Below are 20,019 nucleotides of genomic sequence, written 5' to 3' on the forward strand. Positions count from 1 at the left end.
TAGATATATGCAAGATCGTCTTATAAGCGGAACAGAAAAACCTGAAGATCAATTTGATCGCGCGATTCGTCCTACCTCATTGGTGGACTATATTGGTCAACCTGTCGTACGCGAGCAAATGGAAATCTTCATTGGTGCAGCGCGTGGCCGTGGTGAAGCACTTGATCATACCTTGATTTTTGGTCCACCAGGTTTAGGTAAAACGACCCTTGCCAATATTATCGCAAGAGAAATGGGCGGTAATTTAAAGTCTACTTCTGGTCCTGTATTGGAACGTGCTGGCGATTTGGCTGCCATGCTGACCAATTTAGAAGAAGGTGATGTTCTATTTATTGACGAAATTCACCGTCTTTCGCCTGTGATTGAAGAAATTCTTTATCCTGCAATGGAAGATTACCAATTAGATATTATGATTGGTGAAGGTCCCGCGGCTCGTTCAATTAAGCTCGATTTGCCACCCTTTACTTTAGTTGCTGCAACAACAAGAGCTGGCTTACTCACCTCTCCTTTACGTGATCGTTTCGGGATTGTGCAGCGCTTAGAGTTTTATTCAGTTGAAGATTTGACTCATATCGTGACACGTTCTGCCAATTTAATGGATGTTCCGATTACCCAAGAAGGTTCGACTGAAATCGCCCGTCGTGCTCGCGGCACACCACGTATCGCCAACCGCTTATTACGTCGTGTACGTGACTATGCGCAAGTCAAAGGTACGGGTGAAGTGACTCAAGATATGGCTCAACGTGCTTTAGACATGCTTAACGTGGATAAAGCAGGTTTAGATACGCTCGATCGTCGTTATCTCAGTATGTTACTGGAACGTTTTGAAGGACGACCAACCGGTGTTGAAGCTTTGGCTGCGGCAATGGCTGAAGACAGCGGAACACTTGAAGATGTAATTGAACCTTATCTAATTCAGCAAGGTTATGTTATGCGCACAGCACGTGGTCGAATTGCAACCAATATGGCGTATTTACAGTTTGGTATGACACCACCTGAATAAATACTTAATAGAATAAATATCGTATTAATGCGATATTTATTCTAAAAACCACTTCAATATTTTAAAAATAAAATATCTGGATATTAAAAATAAAATTTCCTGTTATAATTTTTCATCTTAAAATTAAACCACACATTCAAACCAACCAAAATTTAATATCAAGGGTGAAAGAAATGTCAAACAAATTATTAATTTCTACTATATGCTCTGGGGCACTATTATTAACAGCCTGTGGAGGTGGTGGAGATAATAACGAGTCCAGCTTTAATGGTAAAGAAAAAATAGACTACACCAAAGCAGAGTCAATACAATCAATTTATGAACCAATCATCACGTTATCTCAAGAAGATGACAATATCGTGCTCATTGGTAATGAACTTGCAGAAAGTATTTATTATGGCATCAATGCAGGCAATAACTTTAAATGTTCCGAAGGTTCATATACAAAAAATAGCGATAAAAGCATTACCTTCAATAACTGTAAATTTTTAACTTCCGTAAATGATGAAGACAGTGCATTAAATCGCTTAAGATTTCTTACTATCTCTGGATCAGTAAATAGTAAAGAAATATTATCTACAGATTCGGTACGTTATGAAACCACGTTAAAAAATTTCAAAATTATTCCACCAAGTGATTCCACGATTACATACAATGGTAACCTTGTTAGTAAATACACCCCTACATCCACTCAATATCAAATTAAAGAAATGGCATTGAATGTATTTGATGAAGAAACAAAAAAAACTCAACAGTTGATGATCAATAATTATCAACTTAATGTAAATAATCTTACGCTCACTGCACTAGGAAATGTTCAAGGTAATCCTGAAAATAAATTTTTCTCAGTAAATTTCAGAAGTGATCTCAGATTTGAAAGCAGTAATGATAAATTAGCTTTTCGTCCTAATTTCGCAGAAATTATGATTGAAGATACCAACAATATAAAAAACACGATTAAAATTTCAAATACAAGTAGTTATCAAGCTTTGATTAGTGCATATGCAAATGGCATCACCGTTGTTGGTTTTCCTAAAACGATTGATTGGGATGAGCTTAATTAACTTCAAATAATTGTCTTTTTATGAAGCCCTACATGTTAGGGCTTTTTTATCAGCATCAAGAATATGTTATTTATTACTATTTCCTTAGCCCGTTTGACGCAATATCATTCGTGATTGCTCACAGTACGCAAAACATAGGTAATAGACATGGCAAATCATTTTGAGTTCAAAATTCGCGTTTATATCGAAGATACAGATGCTGGCGGTATCGTTTACCATGCCAATCATATCCGTTTTATGGAGCGTGCTCGGACCGAATGGCTACGTGCAGCAGGTGTAGATCACTACTGGCACCAAAAAGACTACAGCTTCGTGGTACATCAGATTCAGGTTAAATATGTACGTCCAATATTAATGGATGATTTAATTACCGTTACAGCACGTGTTATTTCGTGTAAAGCCGCATCTTTTGTGTTGCAACAAAATATTTATCGTGGTGAAATCTTGCTGGCTTCAGGTGAGGTTGTGTTGGCATGTTTAAACAAAGATCTAATGCCACGTAGACTTCCTGATGAAATTCGTGATCTGATTCAAAAAGAATTAGCACAGGACTAAAATAAACTTTTGGCACCGTAACTTATGGCAACTAACTTAGAATCTTCCCTGCACATTTCTGACCTAATTTTACAAGCAAGTCCTGTTGTACAACTGGTCATGCTGATCTTACTATTTGCTTCAATTTATAGCTGGTACTTGATCGCTAAATTACACATGGGCTTTAAAAAAGCAGAGCAAGATGATGAGCATTTTCAAAAGATGTTTTGGTCTGGTGCCGAATTAAATACGCTTTTTAATAATGCACAACTTAACTCTAAACGTCGTGGCCTTGAAGATATTTTCTACCAAGGCTTAGGTGAGTTTTTTAAACTACAGAAACGTAAAGCAGATACCAACCAAACCATCGAAGGAACTGAACGTATTCTTCGTGTCGGTTTAAGCCGTGACCAAAGTGGTTTAGAAGTTGGCTTAGGTGCGCTTGCTAGTATTGGCTCTGTAGCACCTTATATCGGTTTATTTGGTACAGTTTGGGGCATCATGAATGCCTTTATTGGCCTGGCTGCAGTTGATCAAGTCACATTAGCAACAGTTGCTCCTGGTATTGCAGAAGCTCTGATTGCAACAGCAATTGGTTTATTTGCAGCAATTCCTGCTGTACTTGCATTTAACCACTTTACTGCTAAAGGTGAATCAACTTATTCAGATCGTGCTTTATTTGCAGAAGAAATGGTTGCTCTTTTACAGCGTCAAGCGATTGGAACGACACAGGATGATGCATAATGGCGATTCAACGATCTGGACGTTTTGAGCGGATTAAAAAACCACTGAAAAGCGACATGAACGTCGTTCCCTATATCGACGTTATGTTAGTACTACTGGTTATTTTTATGGTGACTGCACCCATGATTACCAGTGGTATCAAAGTGGATTTACCTCAAGCTAATAATCACCCTATTGAATCTAAAGATATGCCAGCAATGGTTACCATTGGTAAAGATGGTGATATCTTTTTACAGTATCAAGGACACAAAGGCAGTGAACCGCTATCACTTGCACAGCTTGAAACACTTTTAAGTGAAGCTCAAACACAAGCTGAACAAGAAAATAAACAACTGACTGTTCTCGTGAATGGTGATAAATCTCGTCCTTATGGTGAAGTGGTTTCACTGATGGCGAGTCTACAAGAAGCAGGCCTAACTCAAGTTGGTTTACTGACCGAGCCGTTAAAATAAGCTATGAAAAAATTTCAAGAGCCGCCTTTTAAACAAAATGCGATTGCGCTGGGTTTCACACTCGGTGTGCATGCAATCGCAATTGTTGGCTTACTGTTTTTAGGCTTGAGTAAACCACCAGAAGAGCCTAAAAAACTCACCACTATTTTGGTGAAGCCAGAAGATTTACCTCAATCGCTTCAGCAGCCTGAACAGCAAGTCACTGCTGATAAACAAGCACCAGAAGTGGTCAGTCCAAATGTAGATCAGACCTTACCTGAAAATATTCCTGTAGCCCCTCCACCACCAACTGCACAACAACTTGCTGCTGAAAAGCAAAAAGTCGAACAGGCTCAGCAGGCAAAATTAGCTGAACAAAAACGTAAAGCCGATGAAGCTACTCGTGCCAAGCAAGTGGAAGAACAACGTAAACTTGCAGAAGCTCAAGCACAAAAACAACGTGCTGATGCCGAAGCTAAACGTCAAGCTGAGGCAAAGACAGAAGCTGATGCGAAGCGTAGAACTGAACAAAATGCAAAAGCTGAGGCTGAAGCGAAGGCACGCCAAAAAGCTGAACAAGATGCGAAATTAAGACAGCAAAAAGCTGCCGAAAACGCAAAACTTCAAGCACAACAGGATGCTAAACGCAAAGCTGAGGCAGACGCAAAGGCGCGTGTCGAAGCAGATGCAAAACGTAAAGCAGATGCTGATGCGAGAGCAAAAGCTAACGCAGACGCTAAACGTAAAGCGGATGCCGATGCGAAGGCAAAAGCTGAGGCAGACGCTAAACGTAAGGCAAATGCAGATGCCAAAGCAAAAGCTGAGGCAGATGCCAAACGTAAAGCGGATGCTGATGCGAAGGCAAAAGCTGAAGCAGACGCTAAACGTAAGGCAAATGCAGATGCCAAAGCAAAAGCTGATGCGGATGCAAAACGTAAAGCTGACGCAGATGCCAAAGCGAAAGCCGACGCGGATGCGAAACGTAAGGCCGATGCTGATGCAAAAGCCAAAGCTGAGGCAGATGCGAAACGTAAAGCGGAAGCTGAAGCAGAATCTAAGGCTGCAGCAGCTAAAAAAGCTGAACAAGAAGCTGCTCAGAAAAAAGCCGATGCTAAACGGATTGCATCAACAGCTAAGCGAGATTTTGAACAAAAAATCTATCGTGCTTGGAATATGCCCTCAGGTTCATCAGGTCAGCGAGCCAGTGCTCGTGTAACTTTAAGTGAAAGCGGTGCTGTTTTATCTGTTGTTGTTTCAGCAAGCGACCCTGATGTTAAGGCAAGTGTAGAAGCTGCTGTTCGTGCTGCCGCCCCTTATCCAATGCCAGATGATCCAGTTGCTCGCCGTGAAGCAAGAAGCTTTACTTCAAGTTTTACTGCAAAATAGTAATGAATAGTTAACGTTACAGGCTTTTAATAGCACAAAGCCTGTAACTATGTTAAATAATCAACAGCCACAAAAATACGAACGCAAGTAATTGTAACTATGGACAAGACTCGTAAACACCTCCTCTCGTTGGCAGTTTTCGCTGCAATTAGCACAGTTGTTCCAACAGCAACTTTTGCACAATTACATCTCGAAATTGCTAAAGCACCTGAACAAGCACCTAAAATTGCGATTATCCCATTTGCGAATGACAATGCGATCTATCCAATTGTGGAAAGTGACTTGAATCGCTCAGGCCGTTTTACCAGCGCATCTCAAAATTTACCTGCAACTGCTAGCCTAAATCAGGTTCAAGCGGGTGATTGGCAAAATGCTGGTGTACCGTATGTCGTCGTCGGGCAAATGAAAGCCGTTGATGCCAATACATTCGAAATTCATTACCAATTATATGATGTACAGAAACAACAATATTTATTGAATGAAGTACTGACTGTTCCAAGTTCACGTGTACGTCAAGCAGGACACCTGATCAGTGATACGATTTATCAGGCTTTGACCGGTATCGCAGGTGACTTTAGCGGTCGTATTGCCTATGTCTTGCGTAATCAGGCAACACCTGCTCAACGCTATACCTTGCAAATTGCAGATACGGATGGTGAGCAACCTAAAACCGTACTTTCTTCACGTGATCCAATCCTCTCTCCGGCTTGGACACCTGATGCAAAGAAAATTGCTTATGTATCATTTGAAACCAAACGCCCTGCGATTTATCTGCAAGACTTAGCCACTGGCCAACGTGAAGTTCTAGCAAGCTTCCGTGGTTTAAATGGTGCACCAAGTTTTTCGCCAGATGGTAAATCAATGTTATTTACCGCTTCTATGCACGGCAATCCTGAAGTGTATCAAATGGATTTAAGTACCCGCCAAGTACAACGCATGACCAATGACTCTGCGATTGATACTGAAGCACGTTACTCACCAGACGGTAAATCCTTTATCTTTACTTCGGATCGTGGTGGTTCACCACAAATCTATCGCTATAGTTTTGATGACAGTTCAGTCAAGCGACTCACCTTCAAAGGTGCATTTAATGCACGTGGTACTTTAAGTGCTGATGGTAAAAAGATTGCTCTAGTACATCGTCCAAGTGGTAGTAACTACAAAGTTGCAATCCAAGATATCAATACGGGTATCACCAATATTCTGACCCCAACCAGTTTAGATGAATCACCAAGCTTCTCACCAAATGGACAAATGGTGGTTTACGCAACGCGTGAAGGTAGCCGTGGTTTGTTATCAGTCATGTCTACTGATGGCCGTTTCCGCATGAATTTACCAAGTGAACAAGGCGAAGTTCGCGAACCAGCTTGGGCACCAAAATAAGTTTAATCGATTGGAGAATCATATGAACATTAAATATCTAACGCTTCCACTGATTGCCGCAACGCTTGTTTTTACAGGTTGTGCAAGCCGTAAACCTGCTGCTGAAATCACTGCTGGCAATACACCTAATGGTTCATCAACTGTAAGTACTGATGGTCTAAGTGAAGATGCAGCTTTAAATGCACAAAACTTAGCGGGTGCATCTTCAAAAGGTGTTACAGCAGCAAACAAAGCTTTCCTCGCGAAACGCGTTGTGCACTTTAACTATGACAGCAGCGACTTATCAAACGAAGATTATCAAACCTTACAAGCGCATGCCCAATTTCTCGTAGCTAATGCGAACTCTCGTGTTGCCTTAACAGGTCATACCGATGAGCGCGGTACACGTGAATACAACATGGCGTTGGGTGAGCGTCGTGCCAAAGCCGTTGAGAGCTTCTTGATTACCAATGGCGTAAATCCGCAACAACTTGAAGCGGTAAGCTACGGTAAAGAATCACCAGTAAATACTGGACATGATGAAACAGCATGGAAAGAAAACCGTCGTGTAGAGATCAATTACGAAGCAGTTCCACCATTACTAAAATAATGGTTTAGCTTCAAATAAAAAATGCTCACATCATGTGGGCATTTTTTATTTCTTAAATTAAGATGATGATTGGGATTTAGATTCTGACTGCATCGACTCAATCATATCGTGCTTATTAAAATCTTTATATTCTGGCTTTGCCTCATACTCTTTCCAAGCATCCTTCACATTTTCTTTAGAAATCTTGTCGAGACTAATCGGTTCACTTGGCGTGGGGGTTGCCTCAAAATTCTTGGTTGACATCTTAATCTCCAAACATCCTGTCTAGTATCTGTCCAACATAGCATGTAATCACGTGCTTGTAATCATAAAAGCAACATAAATAAAGTAAGATAATTTTTATTTTTATGTGATCTCATCTAGAATAGCCACATTCTTTTTTATCATTTTTTGACACGGCTAAATCGGAGCTATTCAATATGTCAAACCTTACTTTGACCCAATACTTAGAACAACAAAATGGGAATTTGACTCCAGAGTTGGCACAAGTTATCGAAACAATTGCAGCAACGTGCCAAACCATTGACCAAGCATTACAAAAAGGTGCTTTGGCAGGGATTTTAGGTAGCGCTGGCAATGAAAATGTTCAAGGTGAAACACAAAAAAAATTAGACGTTATCTCGAATGATTATCTGATTGATGCTTTAAAAGTTCATCCACAAGTTGGTGGTTTGGCATCAGAAGAATTAGATGACTTCACCCCTGCTCAAGAAAACGGGAAATACCTCGTATTATTTGATCCATTGGATGGTTCAAGCAATATCGATATTAATATGTGTGTTGGTACCATTTTCTCTATCCTTCCTGCTAAAAATGCTGTGACTCAATCTGCAGATTTTATGCAAGCAGGTACTGAACAAGTTGCTGCGGGCTATGTACTTTATGGTCCTTCAACCATGCTAGCACTTACGGTGGGTGCTGGTGTTGTATTCTTTACTTTTGATCCAACTACTCAAACTTTCGTACTTACAACTGAGCAGGTTCAAGTTTCAGCGGATACACAAGAATTTGCTATCAACTCATCTAACCAACGTCATTGGGAAAACCCTGTAAAACGTTATATTGATGAGCTTTTAGCTGGAAAAACTTCAGTACGTGAAAAAGATTTCAATATGCGTTGGGTCGCATGTATGGTGGGTGACATTCACCGCATCTTATGTCGTGGTGGTATTTTCCTTTACCCTTACGACCTAAAAGATCCTAAAAAAGCAGGCCGTTTACGTTTAATGTATGAAGCAAACCCAATGAGCATGTTAATCGAACAAGCTGGCGGTGCATCAACAACAGGCCGTGTTCGTATTATGGAAATCCAACCTACAGAACTACACCAACGTGTTCCTGTCATTATCGGTTCTAAAAACGAAGTGGAACGCGTAACAAGCTACCACTAATTAATTTTATAATCAGGGCATCATAAGTCTATGATGCCCTTTTGGATGTTTATCTTATGGCGGTTATTTTTCTAGAATCAAAAGACAATGCAAAAATTAAACATTTGCGTGGGTTAATCGAGCTCAATAGTGCTCGAAAAAAACATCAACAAACTGTTCTAGAAGGTACACATCTTTGTTTAGCTTGGTTACAACAACAGAAAAAACTCTTTTCTTTATTTACCACTGAACAAGCATTAGAGCATCCTGATTTACAAGAAGTCATCGAACTACACCAAGGTCATGTCTTCGTTATTAGTGAAGTGCTATATAAAGATTTAAGTACTTTAGGTACCACCTTACCTTGCTTAGCCATTATTGATCTTCCAAAAACATCAATGACAATTGATTTTAATGTAGATACTTTAATCCTAGAAAACATTCAAGATCCAGGTAATGTTGGAACATTACTCCGTTCAGCTGCCGCTGCAAACATCAAACAAGTAATTTGTACGCAAGGCTCAGCAACACTTTGGTCTCCGCGTGTACTTAGAGCAGGTATGGGTGCCCATTTTAGTTTGCATTGTTTTGAAAACTTTCAGTTATCAGATATTCTTCCAAAGTTTCAAATTCCTGTTTTAGTGACGAGTTCACATCAATCAACTAGTCTGTATGCCCAAGATTTAACACAACCTTGTGTTTGGATTTTAGGTAACGAAGGCCAAGGTGCAAGTGATTATGCATTAGAGCATGCAAAAGCTGTTGCCATTCCTCAACCAGGTGGGCAAGAGTCACTTAATGTTGCAATTGCAGGATCAATTTGCTTTTTTGAAATGGTTCGCCAACGTCAGTAAAACGTTAAATTATTTTAAATACGATTTTTTTACTGAGAAAATCAATTACACTACTAAAAATAATTGCTTAAGTTGTCAACGCGCCCACCAGTTTCAACGTTATATGATTAATGAATTGGAATTAATGGTGGGTATCCATGACAGGATTTTCCATCTCTATGGATTTAGCACCGAAACAGGCTCGAACCGAAACCAGTACTGATCGCAGTACGGTTGAACAACGTCTGCGTTTTTTTATGCAAGACGTTACAGGTCGTGCCTTGGTTATGATGGAAAGTGCAACTCAAGGACAACAAGGCATTGCCATGGATTTAGTACAGGAAGCCTTTATTTCCTTGCATAAATCATATGCTGATAAAAATATAGAAGAATGGTATCCCCTGTTCTACACCATTTTAAATAACAAACTCCAAGACTGGAGACGTAAAGAAGCACGTCGTGCGAGCCCCTTCTCATTATTCAAAAAGATTAGTTTAGATGATGACGAGGAAATTATTGATGTTGTAGATGAATCTACCCCGAATCCTTTTGATTTTCTTGATCAAGAAGTGACGATGGAAGAAATTCAAGCAGCAGTCAATCAACTACCAGTCCGTCAACAACAAGCATTTATGCTAAGAGCATGGGAAGGCTTTGATACGATGACTACAGCTCAAATTATGGATTGCAGTGAAGGCAGTGTAAAAACACATTACCACCGTGCAATTCAGGGACTCAGAATTGCTTTAGAGCATTTAAACCCACATACGGGAGGATCATCAGATGAAGAAAGATGAATTCACCAAACAAGTAACATCCAAACTTGACCAACTTGCCAGAGAGCAGCATCACAACAAAATGCTGGTGATGAATCATGTTCTCGATACTGTCCAGAAGAAACCAACTTCTTATTACAGTGTTTGGAAAATGACAGGTTTTGCATTTGCCGCTGCAATTATGGGCATTGTTGTTCTACCAAGTTCCTTGCAATTGGCAGATCAGCCACAAAACCAGGTTGTCGTGAATCCAAAGCTTTCACCACAAATGGTTGAAGATATGGAAATGTTATTGGTCTTGGGTGAGGATAAAGTTCCACATGGCAGCTAAAAAACTAGCACTTGTTGTGTGTACACTCGGCTTATTGCAAACCAGTTTTGCTGGCTCTGAACGCTTTTGGGTATTTTCTAAACCCAATAAACCAGCAACAGAAGAAGCTTGGGATGATCTATCGCCTGAAGAGCAACGCGTTTTAATTAAACGCTACCAAACTTTAAAAGAAATTCCGACCAATCAGAGCTCACAACTGCAACAACGCATGGAATGGTTTACACAACTACCAGAAGACGAAAAACAGAAAATGCGTGATGTGTGGCAAAAAATGAGTACTCAAGAGCGCAATACACTTCGTAAACGTATGCAAAATGCCAGCACTGAAGAACGTGTAAATATTAGAGAAGAATACCTCACCAAATATGCTGAGCATTAATTTTTTATTTCTATAAATATTTAAGATAAAAAAACAGCGCCATTTAGGCGCTATTTTTTATTTTTAGTGCTCTTATTTTCTAAAACGACGATAAGCTAATAATCCAAATAATCCAAAGACAGAATAAAAGCCAAAGCTACCACCACCGCTGCTAGCAGAGCGTGTATCATCAGTGGTTGTAGCCGTGCTAATAGTTCGCACGGTCGCTACATTTGATGACATACGATCTGCATCGTAAACCTGATATTTAAACTCGAAATTAAATGGGTTAAATGCATTTACTTCCTGCACATAAATATTTCCGCCATAACAAGTTTCTTTTTGATCTGGTTCAGGACAAGGTCCTTGACGGTCCGCCGTAATACTAAGATCTTTCTTTGGAATATCACTTAATCGGATTGGTAACTCTATACCATCCGCATTCCTCCAAAACTTAGGCTTATTTGGATTCTTTTCTGGTCCAGGTCCACCTTTACCCGTATCCCCATCATCATTAGCAAAGTTTAATAAATTAATGCTTAGCTTTTGCTTTTCCTTATACTTAAAGGTTAAAGAAGTATCTGTTGCCACAGGCGCAATATTTACAAATTTTGCTTTGAGTAATCCAGATGAACTAACTACAGGACTAGATGTAGATGGCTTAGACGTAATCGTATATTTACAAAAGACTTGGTCTACATCTGATGTAGTTTTATCATCCTTCCGATAAAAAATGATTTGTTGCAACTCATTATTCCAAGTGCACACCAAATTTTCCTTATCCTTTTCATCGATCTGAACAACATCCCCATCAATCAAGCCTGTACCTAGTGGCTCCGCCTTAACGTCGTATACATTAGGATCAAAGAATTGTAGTCTATACTTCCCTTCTTCTTCTATATCTTGAGGTAAAGGTAAATTTTTAAGATCAAGATAAATCGCACGATAATGCAAATTCTCTTTCGTATACTTTAAAAGTCTTTGGTAATCAGCCAATCTAAATTTGTAATAAGTTAAAAAATCAGGATCATTCGGATTTTTCACTAAATTATCAAAAAAATCATATTGGCTTTGATAGCCCGCTATACTGTTACTGATCGAACCATTTTTTGCACCCTCTAAATCGCCTGCTCTAAATTGCATCAATTCAACCGAACCAATATCACAAAGATTTCGAGCTGTAGGATCAAAAAATAATGTGCCATTGGTAATACGTGCCAAACCACGTTGATCCGTTGTACTACAATCAATTCCATCAACGTCCAACAAGCCAATTACTTTTTTAACCGTCTCACCATCTTCTTCAACTTGAATTTCTGTTACATTCTTCTTCGGATAATACATCGGCATAAAAGCGGTATAAGCAGAAGGTGTTTGTAATGAGCTCAATAAAGTACTCAGATTGATCTTACTTACATTGACGTTACTTTTATTATCTTTGAGCGACTCTTTTGGTACATCACATACATTATTAACAGCAGTTGTTACTCCATCTTCTTTAAGTGCAACTGCATTGTAGGTAAAATTAAATTTAACTTTTTCTTGATCAGCTACACTCCCAAACAGATAACGACAAGCATAACTATTATTATCACCATTATAAGCAAGCACATTGAATGACAGCTTCTTGGAACCAAGTTTATCGTATAAAAGTGTTGTAAAAGCCGTATTTTCTACAATAGTGTTACTTTTTAATTCTAATGTACTACTATCACTTAAAATACTTGGACGGTTATTTGGATCAGTGCCAACCTTGGTATCACCAGTAAATTTAATTAAATTTCCTGTAGAACTATTCACAATATTTTTTGCAATTGTATTTATACTTAGATCGGCTGAGACCTCTCCACAGAACTCAAACATACTGCTTGAATTTTGCGAGCCATTGTCTACAAAACTATTCGCGGTCAAAGTCGCTTTGTTCTGAATATATCGTGCATCAGTCGTGCAATCCATAGACAACACACTGCCTTTTGCAGCTTTATTACCCTGTATTACACTTTTAACCATAGTGAGTGTAGACGAAGGTCCTGCCATAAATATAGCACCACCTTCTTTAATGGCTTGCGAATCTAAAATTTGGCTACTTTGCAATAAAACATCAGCACCCGCATAAATTGCACCACCAAAATCAGACGCCCGACCACCAGTTAAGATTAAATTGGTTAAAGTTAAATTACTGGCACCACGTGTCGTATTAAAAATACGTGAGCTTTCAGCTTTAATCGTTGTTTTCAACGGAATTTGTGCTGGATATTGATTAACCACATCATTTATCAGAACATTTTTCCCCTCCCAATCAGCAGGGGTTGCTCCTAAAATGGAAACACTCACGGTAGGTGTGAGTTCCTTCTTTAGGGTGTAGACACCTTTTTCAAGTTGAATAACTTTGGTTGTGCTTGACAAGGTATCTGTAACAGCACAACCACCATATGAAACTCGATCTGCGGCTGTTTTTAAAGCTTCTCGCAATGAACAAGCATTAAGATTGTCACCATCTTCATCTTCAAAAGTTGTTACTTTAATAGGCGTACCACTAGTACCAGCCGCCATTAATGGCATTGTTGCCACAACCATAGTTGCTAATAATGCTTTTTTATAATTTTTCATCTCATCATCCCTGATTATGATTTAAAACGGCGTATTCCAACCAATCCTAATAACATCAGAATCGCACCAATTCCCCAACTACCACCACTGACATTTACCGTTTTACTTGTAAAAGTATCTGGTGGGTCCTGAACAATAGTGGTTGGAATATTAATATAATAATTCGTAGCATTATTAAAACGCGTGATGGTGGTCATGATACGCAATCTAAAAATATCCGCTCCATGCCAATCACTATAAGGAACATAAGTGACATTGCCATCCTGATCTATGGTAGTCTTACCCTTAGATGGTGTTTGGTTTTGTACAATATCCAAGCAACCATATTGCCACGCCTGACCATCAGCACGCTTTCCTAAAAGTTGCTCACAAGTATTTGGATCTAATAATTCCCCATCTAACAAATTGTTTGAAATATTAAAATTCGCAATTTGCTTAAAACGGATATCCATCCCCTCAACAGAAACGCTACTACGATCAACAGTTAATTCTATCGAGCCTAAATCACACAGCTCATTAAAAGCTGTACGGCTTTTACCACGTTGATCCGTAGCCTCGCAAACCGCTACACTAAAACTCGTCCCATCACTATAAAGTCGTCCTTTATTGACAATCGGTGAATCGGTAAGCTGCTTATAAGAGGTTAATAAACGTGGCTTAAAAAAACCCAACATTTGGTCTTTTGGAACTGAATAAGGACACAACAATCCTTTTGCTGGTGGAGCTGCACATATCCCTTCATCATTGGTACCGCCAGCGATTAAGGCTTGCTCTGGATCATTCGCATTCCACATAAAGTTTGGTAATCGTGCTTCCGCATTACGATCGCACTCTGCTGTAGTTAAATTACTCTGCACAATCGTGGTATCTGTAGGAATACTCCCACAGTTACTATTTCCGTTAGCAATCAGAATGCTATTCGAAACATAGGCACTAGGAAACTCCTCAACTTTTGTCTCCCCATTTTCAGTTGTTGTTACCTTCCGATTTAAAGACTGTAAATATAATCCAGCTGCATTTTTTATTATTGTATTATTATTGAGAATCATACCTTCACGGATATTCGCAACATAGCCACCTGTATTATGAAAGATAGTATTGCTTCGAAAACCATAAATCCCACTATCTAATGCCCCTCCAATAGTGTCATTATTTAGCCCGTTTAAAACGTAAAGTAAAGCACCATCCGAACCTACTGTTCCTTCATTATCTCGAATGACAGATTTTGTGATTAAATATCTTGGCATTTCACTATAAATAACAGCCCCTTGATCAGCTTTATTATTCTGTAAAATACTATTACTTACATTAATATAACCAGCTGTTTTTTTATCTGCTGATAGAGTTCCAACATTATAAATTGCCCCACCTCTATTTGCAGCCCCCCCCATTAACCGTGAAGAATCTATCGACAAACTTTCACGATTGAGAATTAAACCACCATTATTTACCTTCGTGGAGGCACCCTGCAAATTAAGTTCGCTTAACTTAACTACAAGTAATTCACTTTCAACATTATCATCATCTATTACAAAAAGACGATCAGCCCCCACCATTTTGAGCGTTGCATTATTTAAACCTTTCTTATTGTCATTGAAACCATCACTAGCCGCGGTAGCAATTGTCATTGTTGCTTTAATTTCTAATGCTTTCTTAAGTTGATAAATCTGATCTCGCTGTAAGATAATCGTGCTGCTTGCATCTTTATTACCACATCCGTGATAACCATTCTCAAACTCTTTTTTACTTCTTTGATTCAAAAACTCTACAGCATTTCGTAACGAGCAACCGGTATAATTCTCTTCATCGAGTAACGTCGTGACTTGAATATCCGCAGAATATGCGTGTCCAGTAATCGCAAATAAAGCGCAGGCAAGCGTCCGTTTGAGCATACCGATCTCCTTCTTTTTTCATTTTTCTTCGTATTACAAACTAGGTGTTTGCAACCACATTCCTTTGTGCGTACTTTGTCATAGCTCTCGAAATTACTCAAGAAATTTTATGCTATTGGCGATATTCATCAATCAAGGCATAAATTTGCTTAAGTGTTGTATTTGAAAGCTTAGTTTTTTCGCCTTTTAGCATTTTCTCAAGTTGAGCCAATGTTTGTAATAATACTGATGCCTGATGCGGTCCATTACTGAGTAGATAATCTACAATTTGTTGATCAAAATGGATTCCTCGACGCGTCATCACCGATTGCAATAAGGCTTGTCGATCAATATACGAGCTACCATTGGGTACTTTGACACTCACTGCTTGGGTTAACCTAGATTGTAAATCTGGTAATTCAAGCTTAAGTTCGATTGGCGCAACACGAGATGAAAAGACCAACTGTCCTTCATGATTATTCATTAAATGAAAAACGGCCTTCTGCCAATGCGGAACCCCACTGATCGCATCAATATCATCTAGCGCAACTAAATCATAAAACTCTAGCGATGTAATCGCTTCAATCGGCGCATCTAATAACTCTAGTAATGAGACCTTTATTGCTGGTCGGCCTAATTCTAGGTATGAATCACAAATTGCCGAAAGCAAATGGCTCTTCCCCGTACCAGCACCACCGTATACATAAAATCGGCTGACTAAACCTGCATGTAACTGTCTGACTGCATCAACCACAGGTCCCCAACCCGGACCCGAAAAATCACTGATTCGAGCATCGAGTTGTGGTTCTATATCCAGTTGTAGTTGACGCATATATTTAATGAGTTCCTCAATTACTTTAAGTCATTCGAGTTTGAAGTATCTGTATCTTGAGAGTTTTTAATTTGAATATCAAGCTCTACATGACTAGTTTCAACATTTATATGCTGAGTTTCACCTTCTGCTAAAACAACTTCAGCAGGTAATCCATATAAGGGACTTTTCTCATAATTATCACGGGCATGTTTTAATAGCACAACAATGACAGCAGCTACAGGCAATGCAATCAACATACCGAGGAAACCACCCAACTGCGCGCCTGCCAATACAGCAAAAACAACAGCTACAGGAGATAATCCGATTTTATCACCCAATAAGAAGGGTTGAAGAATATAGCCTTCGACCATTTGTCCAATCATAAAGACGACACCAACAAGCAGTAGCTGGGTCCAATCTAATCCAAACTGGAACAGTGTTGCGATCACAGCAGCGATAATTCCGACACCAAAACCTAAATAAGGAATGATACTTGCCAAACCGGCAATCATACCGATGATTAAACCGACTTCTAGACCAATTAGTTGTAATCCAACCGCATAAACAATCCCTAATAAAAGCATTACAAGGAATTGGCCTTTTACAAAGGCACCCAACACACTGTGGCATTCACGAACGATTGTTAAAGTTGAAGCTTCATAAGGACGTGGAATTAAACGTCTAAAGCTTTGCAGCATTCTCTCCCAGTCTAGCAGGAAGTAGAATGAAATAATTGGAATCAGGATAACGACCCCACCAATTTGGATAAAGTTCAAGCCAGATTGGGCAACTTTTAATGCCATGGTTTGAATACTATCAGCACTATAATTAGTCTGAATATAATCCATCAATGCTTTGGTAATCTGCTCTGTATCAATTTCCATGGGTACAACATTAAAAGTATGTGATACCCACGGCAAGAAAGTTGCATTAATCCAATGGATACCCGCAGGAATACTGTCCCGCGCATACATTAATTGCTTCCAGATCAACGGTACAAGGAACCACAAAACCATGGTCAAGGTCACACCAATACCAATAAATACGATACTGATGGCCAGCCAACGCGGCAATTTAATTTTTACAAGAACATCGACCAGTGGACTAAATAAATAGGCAATAAAAAAAGCACCTACAAAAGGAATCACAATGGGCTTCAATAGATAGAGCACCCAAAGAAATAATGCGAGCCCAGCGATGATAAAGATACGACGTAGTACCTGATCTTGCATAAAATCTAGCCTTTTCTTGTGTAATCGTTATAAAAGAAAAAAAATTTAATTAAAGATAGCATTTTCGAGCATAAATAACATAAGAGTTTCGTATATTCAGGTTATAATCTGCCGCCACTGCGGAGACTTCACTATGAGCAACTCAACTTCTACCCCAAATACTGGTTTAAGCTATAAAGATGCTGGCGTCGACATTGAAGCGGGCGACGCATTAGTCGATCGTATCAAATCTGTCGCTAAACGCACCACTCGTCCTGAAGTTATGGGCGGCCTTGGTGGTTTCGGTGCCCTATGCAAAATTCCAAAAGGTTATGAAGAACCTGTATTGGTTTCAGGAACAGATGGCGTAGGTACAAAATTACGTTTAGCGTTAAACCTCAATCGTCACGATACCATCGGTCAAGATCTTGTTGCAATGTGCGTAAACGACTTACTCGTTTGCGGTGCAGAACCTCTTTTCTTCCTTGATTACTATGCAACTGGTCATTTGAATGTTGATGTTGCAGCAGATGTAGTGACAGGTATTGGTAAAGGTTGTGAACTTGCTGGCTGTGCATTGGTTGGCGGTGAGACTGCTGAAATGCCTGGTATGTATGAAGGCGAAGATTACGATCTTGCTGGTTTTGCAGTGGGTGTGGTTGAGCACAGCAAAATCATTGATGGGACTAAAGTGAAGTCTGGTGATGTACTTCTTGGTGTTGCATCAAGCGGTGCTCACTCAAATGGTTACTCATTACTGCGTAAAATCCTAGATGTTAAGAATGTAGACTTAACTCAAATCGTTGATGGTCGCCCACTTGCAGATGTTGCAATGGAACCAACACGTATTTATGTAAAACCAGTATTAGAACTTTGCAAACAAGTTGATGTCCATGCTATGGCACACATCACTGGTGGTGGTTTACCAGGTAACTTACCACGTGTACTTCCGAATGGCGCACAAGCTGTCATTGATGAATCTAGCTGGGAATGGTCTGAGTTATTCCAATTGCTACAACGCGAAGGCAATGTAGAACGTTTTGAAATGTATCGTACATTTAACTGTGGCGTTGGTATGGTGATCGCGGTTGATGCAAGTGAAGCGGACAAAGCCATTGATCTATTAAATGCCCAAGGCGAAAAAGCATGGAAAATTGGTTATATCCAAGAAAATGCTGAATCGGTTGAAGGTGCAGACGAAAAAATTCGCGTGATCTTTGCATAATGAGAATTGCTGTCCTTGTCTCTGGCAACGGTAGCAACTTACAGGCCCTGATAGATGCAAATCTGTCAGGGCAAATCATTGGTGTACTCTCGAATAAAGCAGATGCTTATGCATTGCAACGTGCCGAGGAAACCAATATTGCGACCGCTGTTATTTCACATAAAGATTATCCAAATCGAGAAAGCTTTGACGACGCTATGCATCAACAATTGTTAGCATGGCAAGTAGATTTAGTGATTCTTGCTGGTTTCATGCGTATTTTAACACCAAGCTTTGTGAGCAAATGGCAAGGTAAAATGTTAAACATTCATCCGTCTCTCCTGCCTTGCTATAAAGGTGTGAATACACATCAACGTGTATTAAATACAGGTGATCGTTTGCATGGTTGTACCGTTCATTTTGTCACAGCCGAACTCGATGCAGGACAAAGTATTGCGCAATCGGCAATTCAAGTTGGTTTGCATGATTCTGTAACAAGCTTGGCGCAACGTGTGCATGAACTTGAGCATTTTATCTATCCTCAAGTTGCACAATGGTTCTGTACAGGTCAACTGACCTGGCAGAATGGTCAAGCCTATTTCAATCAGAAACCTTTAGAACGGCCAATTCAGTTTGCACAATTCTAAAAAATAAAACGCATCCTAGGATGCGTTTTTTATTGATTTAAACAACTAAACTTTTAATTTTCTCTACTGTTTCCATCGGATGCTCTAATGGGAACATATGTCCACCATCCATTACGGAAAAAGGAATACCCAATTTCTTTTTCGCCACTTGCGGAAACTTTTCCTTTAAGAAAATACTGTCACGACCTACGACTAGATGCACTGGTACTGGTGGTTTTGGCATCGGTAACCACCACATGGATGGTGTAGTCCTAAACATTGCCACCTCATCATCTTTAGGTATAGTAAGGGTTACACCACCATTTTGCGGATCGTCAGTCAAAGCATGATCAATATAGGCTTGGAAACAATCTTTATCAAAGTACTGATAAAAACCTCTCGAACCTAGCAGTTCCGCAGCTTGTTCGCGCGAATCCCAGTGATCACGACGACGTACCGACAAACCAGCTGGGGTGATTTTATCCACCAGTTTCGGCTTAAAGATTTTAGCAAGATGAAAAACAAAGGATGCTTTACCAATAATAAGTGGTGGATCAAGCATGATGACTTGTGAAAATAACTCCGGACGACGATAAGCAGCCATCAGTGTCAAAACTGAACCCAAAGAGTGCCCCCAGCCAATTACTTTACGCCCTTGTGCTTGCTGCACAATGCTATCAATAATCTGATCGACCAAATGCGTCCAGCCCTGGGTAATTGGATAGCGTTTGTCATTTCCAATTTCTGCCACATAAATAATGTCGTATTGATCTTTTAATTGATCAAACAGCTTTTGATAAACTTTAGATGGAACACCATTGGCATGGGCAAAATGAATCAAAGGTTTCATAAGCTTGTCTTTTATTTTCACTGATTGGTCA

Annotated in this window: 21 protein-coding genes; 15 read left to right on the top strand and 6 right to left on the bottom strand. The window is 39.6% G+C overall.

Translation table 11 applies throughout. The annotated features are described in order from the left end of the window. Positions 1-7 precede the first annotated feature (7 nt). The 8 genes from ruvB to pal all read left to right on the top strand — a co-directional run bounded on the left by ruvB (position 8) and on the right by pal (position 7,134). Positions 8-1,003, top strand: coding sequence for a Holliday junction branch migration DNA helicase RuvB (gene ruvB / locus GBI66_RS00370; RefSeq protein WP_151714754.1), 996 nt, complete (start codon positions 8-10; stop codon positions 1,001-1,003). Positions 1,004-1,176: 173 nt separating this feature from the next. Beyond that, positions 1,177-2,067: a hypothetical protein gene (locus GBI66_RS00375; RefSeq protein ID WP_151714755.1), complete on the top strand. Its 891-nt coding sequence runs from the start codon at positions 1,177-1,179 to the stop codon at positions 2,065-2,067. A 147-nt stretch (positions 2,068-2,214) separates the two neighbouring features. After that, a complete protein-coding gene (gene ybgC / locus GBI66_RS00380) occupies positions 2,215-2,622 on the top strand; it encodes a tol-pal system-associated acyl-CoA thioesterase (protein WP_005151801.1) in 408 nt (135 codons plus the stop codon). A gap of 24 nt (positions 2,623-2,646) precedes the next feature. After that, the gene (gene tolQ / locus GBI66_RS00385; RefSeq protein ID WP_005189993.1) at positions 2,647-3,345 is read left to right on the top strand and encodes a protein TolQ; all 699 of its coding nucleotides are present in this window, start codon (positions 2,647-2,649) and stop codon (positions 3,343-3,345) included. After that, positions 3,345-3,797, top strand: a complete 453-nt coding sequence (gene tolR / locus GBI66_RS00390) for a protein TolR (RefSeq protein ID WP_151714756.1) — start codon at positions 3,345-3,347, stop codon at positions 3,795-3,797. The genes tolQ and tolR overlap by 1 nt, the downstream gene beginning before the upstream one ends. A 3-nt stretch (positions 3,798-3,800) precedes the next feature. Beyond that, entirely contained in the window at positions 3,801-5,162 is a 1,362-nt protein-coding gene (gene tolA, locus GBI66_RS00395) for a cell envelope integrity protein TolA (RefSeq protein WP_151714757.1), read from the top strand. A gap of 99 nt (positions 5,163-5,261) precedes the next feature. Next, positions 5,262-6,545, top strand: a complete 1,284-nt coding sequence (gene tolB / locus GBI66_RS00400; protein ID WP_005189999.1) for a Tol-Pal system beta propeller repeat protein TolB — start codon at positions 5,262-5,264, stop codon at positions 6,543-6,545. A 22-nt stretch (positions 6,546-6,567) separates the two neighbouring features. Beyond that, positions 6,568-7,134 carry a peptidoglycan-associated lipoprotein Pal gene (gene pal, locus GBI66_RS00405; RefSeq protein ID WP_151714758.1) on the top strand — a complete coding sequence of 189 codons (567 nt, stop codon included), beginning with the start codon at positions 6,568-6,570 and terminating at the stop codon, positions 7,132-7,134. A gap of 57 nt (positions 7,135-7,191) precedes the next feature. Here the strand turns inward: pal and GBI66_RS00410 are convergent, their stop codons facing one another. Further along, positions 7,192-7,377: an NF038105 family protein gene (locus tag GBI66_RS00410; protein WP_151714759.1), complete on the bottom strand. Its 186-nt coding sequence runs from the start codon at positions 7,375-7,377 to the stop codon at positions 7,192-7,194. 176 nt (positions 7,378-7,553) lie between these two features. Between GBI66_RS00410 and GBI66_RS00415 the strand changes: the two genes are divergently transcribed. The 5 genes from GBI66_RS00415 to GBI66_RS00440 all read left to right on the top strand — a co-directional run bounded on the left by GBI66_RS00415 (position 7,554) and on the right by GBI66_RS00440 (position 10,823). Further along, complete coding sequence (locus GBI66_RS00415) at positions 7,554-8,525, top strand: class 1 fructose-bisphosphatase (RefSeq protein WP_151714760.1); 972 nt, start codon at positions 7,554-7,556, stop codon at positions 8,523-8,525. Positions 8,526-8,581: 56 nt separating this feature from the next. Beyond that, positions 8,582-9,358: an RNA methyltransferase gene (locus GBI66_RS00420; RefSeq protein ID WP_005211471.1), complete on the top strand. Its 777-nt coding sequence runs from the start codon at positions 8,582-8,584 to the stop codon at positions 9,356-9,358. A gap of 158 nt (positions 9,359-9,516) precedes the next feature. Continuing rightward, positions 9,517-10,134 (top strand): RNA polymerase sigma factor, encoded by a 618-nt coding sequence (locus tag GBI66_RS00430; RefSeq protein WP_005190009.1) that lies wholly within the window; start codon positions 9,517-9,519, stop codon positions 10,132-10,134. Then, entirely contained in the window at positions 10,121-10,444 is a 324-nt protein-coding gene (locus GBI66_RS00435) for a hypothetical protein (protein WP_005190010.1), read from the top strand. The genes GBI66_RS00430 and GBI66_RS00435 overlap by 14 nt, the downstream gene beginning before the upstream one ends. Beyond that, on the top strand, positions 10,434-10,823 hold the full coding sequence (locus GBI66_RS00440; RefSeq protein WP_005211466.1) for a DUF3106 domain-containing protein: 390 nt from the start codon (positions 10,434-10,436) through the stop codon (positions 10,821-10,823). Before GBI66_RS00435 ends, GBI66_RS00440 begins: the two co-directional genes overlap by 11 nt. 72 nt (positions 10,824-10,895) lie before the next feature. Here the strand turns inward: GBI66_RS00440 and GBI66_RS00445 are convergent, their stop codons facing one another. The 4 genes from GBI66_RS00445 to cxpE all read right to left on the bottom strand — a co-directional run bounded on the left by GBI66_RS00445 (position 10,896) and on the right by cxpE (position 17,329). Next, the gene (locus GBI66_RS00445) at positions 10,896-13,412 is read right to left on the bottom strand and encodes a CSLREA domain-containing protein (RefSeq protein ID WP_151714761.1); all 2,517 of its coding nucleotides are present in this window, start codon (positions 13,410-13,412) and stop codon (positions 10,896-10,898) included. Between the two features lie 14 nt (positions 13,413-13,426). Continuing rightward, a complete protein-coding gene (rbtA, locus tag GBI66_RS00450) occupies positions 13,427-15,304 on the bottom strand; it encodes a rhombotarget A (protein ID WP_151714762.1) in 1,878 nt (625 codons plus the stop codon). 112 nt (positions 15,305-15,416) lie between these two features. After that, on the bottom strand, positions 15,417-16,115 hold the full coding sequence (gene hda / locus GBI66_RS00455) for a DnaA regulatory inactivator Hda (protein WP_005151777.1): 699 nt from the start codon (positions 16,113-16,115) through the stop codon (positions 15,417-15,419). 20 nt (positions 16,116-16,135) lie between these two features. After that, positions 16,136-17,329 carry a chloramphenicol efflux transporter CxpE gene (gene cxpE / locus GBI66_RS00460; RefSeq protein ID WP_151714763.1) on the bottom strand — a complete coding sequence of 398 codons (1,194 nt, stop codon included), beginning with the start codon at positions 17,327-17,329 and terminating at the stop codon, positions 16,136-16,138. A 133-nt stretch (positions 17,330-17,462) separates the two neighbouring features. On the opposite strand from cxpE, the gene purM reads away from it, so the two are divergent. Beyond that, the gene (gene purM / locus GBI66_RS00465) at positions 17,463-18,533 is read left to right on the top strand and encodes a phosphoribosylformylglycinamidine cyclo-ligase (RefSeq protein ID WP_004805639.1); all 1,071 of its coding nucleotides are present in this window, start codon (positions 17,463-17,465) and stop codon (positions 18,531-18,533) included. Further along, positions 18,530-19,159 (top strand): phosphoribosylglycinamide formyltransferase, encoded by a 630-nt coding sequence (gene purN / locus GBI66_RS00470; protein ID WP_171067215.1) that lies wholly within the window; start codon positions 18,530-18,532, stop codon positions 19,157-19,159. The genes purM and purN overlap by 4 nt, the downstream gene beginning before the upstream one ends. Positions 19,160-19,196: 37 nt before the next feature. Here purN and GBI66_RS00475 read toward each other — a convergent pair whose 3' ends face one another. After that, complete coding sequence (locus GBI66_RS00475) at positions 19,197-19,988, bottom strand: alpha/beta fold hydrolase (protein ID WP_151714764.1); 792 nt, start codon at positions 19,986-19,988, stop codon at positions 19,197-19,199. Positions 19,989-20,019 lie beyond the last annotated feature (31 nt).

This window comes from Acinetobacter sp. TUM15071 (assembly GCF_008980925.1).
GTDB lineage: Bacteria > Pseudomonadota > Gammaproteobacteria > Pseudomonadales > Moraxellaceae > Acinetobacter > Acinetobacter dispersus.

What these genes read in the sequence shown, in the direction of transcription:
- ruvB (WP_151714754.1), top strand. Translation starts at nt 8, where the DNA reads ATGCAAGATCGTCTTATAAGCGGAACAGAAAAACCTGAAGATCAATTT.
- GBI66_RS00375 (WP_151714755.1), top strand. Translation starts at nt 1,177, where the DNA reads ATGTCAAACAAATTATTAATTTCTACTATATGCTCTGGGGCACTATTA.
- ybgC (WP_005151801.1), top strand. Translation starts at nt 2,215, where the DNA reads ATGGCAAATCATTTTGAGTTCAAAATTCGCGTTTATATCGAAGATACA.
- tolQ (WP_005189993.1), top strand. Translation starts at nt 2,647, where the DNA reads ATGGCAACTAACTTAGAATCTTCCCTGCACATTTCTGACCTAATTTTA.
- tolR (WP_151714756.1), top strand. Translation starts at nt 3,345, where the DNA reads ATGGCGATTCAACGATCTGGACGTTTTGAGCGGATTAAAAAACCACTG.
- tolA (WP_151714757.1), top strand. Translation starts at nt 3,801, where the DNA reads ATGAAAAAATTTCAAGAGCCGCCTTTTAAACAAAATGCGATTGCGCTG.
- tolB (WP_005189999.1), top strand. Translation starts at nt 5,262, where the DNA reads ATGGACAAGACTCGTAAACACCTCCTCTCGTTGGCAGTTTTCGCTGCA.
- pal (WP_151714758.1), top strand. Translation starts at nt 6,568, where the DNA reads ATGAACATTAAATATCTAACGCTTCCACTGATTGCCGCAACGCTTGTT.
- GBI66_RS00410 (WP_151714759.1), bottom strand. Translation starts at nt 7,377, where the DNA reads ATGTCAACCAAGAATTTTGAGGCAACCCCCACGCCAAGTGAACCGATT.
- GBI66_RS00415 (WP_151714760.1), top strand. Translation starts at nt 7,554, where the DNA reads ATGTCAAACCTTACTTTGACCCAATACTTAGAACAACAAAATGGGAAT.
- GBI66_RS00420 (WP_005211471.1), top strand. Translation starts at nt 8,582, where the DNA reads ATGGCGGTTATTTTTCTAGAATCAAAAGACAATGCAAAAATTAAACAT.
- GBI66_RS00430 (WP_005190009.1), top strand. Translation starts at nt 9,517, where the DNA reads ATGGATTTAGCACCGAAACAGGCTCGAACCGAAACCAGTACTGATCGC.
- GBI66_RS00435 (WP_005190010.1), top strand. Translation starts at nt 10,121, where the DNA reads ATGAAGAAAGATGAATTCACCAAACAAGTAACATCCAAACTTGACCAA.
- GBI66_RS00440 (WP_005211466.1), top strand. Translation starts at nt 10,434, where the DNA reads ATGGCAGCTAAAAAACTAGCACTTGTTGTGTGTACACTCGGCTTATTG.
- GBI66_RS00445 (WP_151714761.1), bottom strand. Translation starts at nt 13,412, where the DNA reads ATGAAAAATTATAAAAAAGCATTATTAGCAACTATGGTTGTGGCAACA.
- rbtA (WP_151714762.1), bottom strand. Translation starts at nt 15,304, where the DNA reads ATGCTCAAACGGACGCTTGCCTGCGCTTTATTTGCGATTACTGGACAC.
- hda (WP_005151777.1), bottom strand. Translation starts at nt 16,115, where the DNA reads ATGCGTCAACTACAACTGGATATAGAACCACAACTCGATGCTCGAATC.
- cxpE (WP_151714763.1), bottom strand. Translation starts at nt 17,329, where the DNA reads ATGCAAGATCAGGTACTACGTCGTATCTTTATCATCGCTGGGCTCGCA.
- purM (WP_004805639.1), top strand. Translation starts at nt 17,463, where the DNA reads ATGAGCAACTCAACTTCTACCCCAAATACTGGTTTAAGCTATAAAGAT.
- GBI66_RS00475 (WP_151714764.1), bottom strand. Translation starts at nt 19,988, where the DNA reads ATGAAACCTTTGATTCATTTTGCCCATGCCAATGGTGTTCCATCTAAA.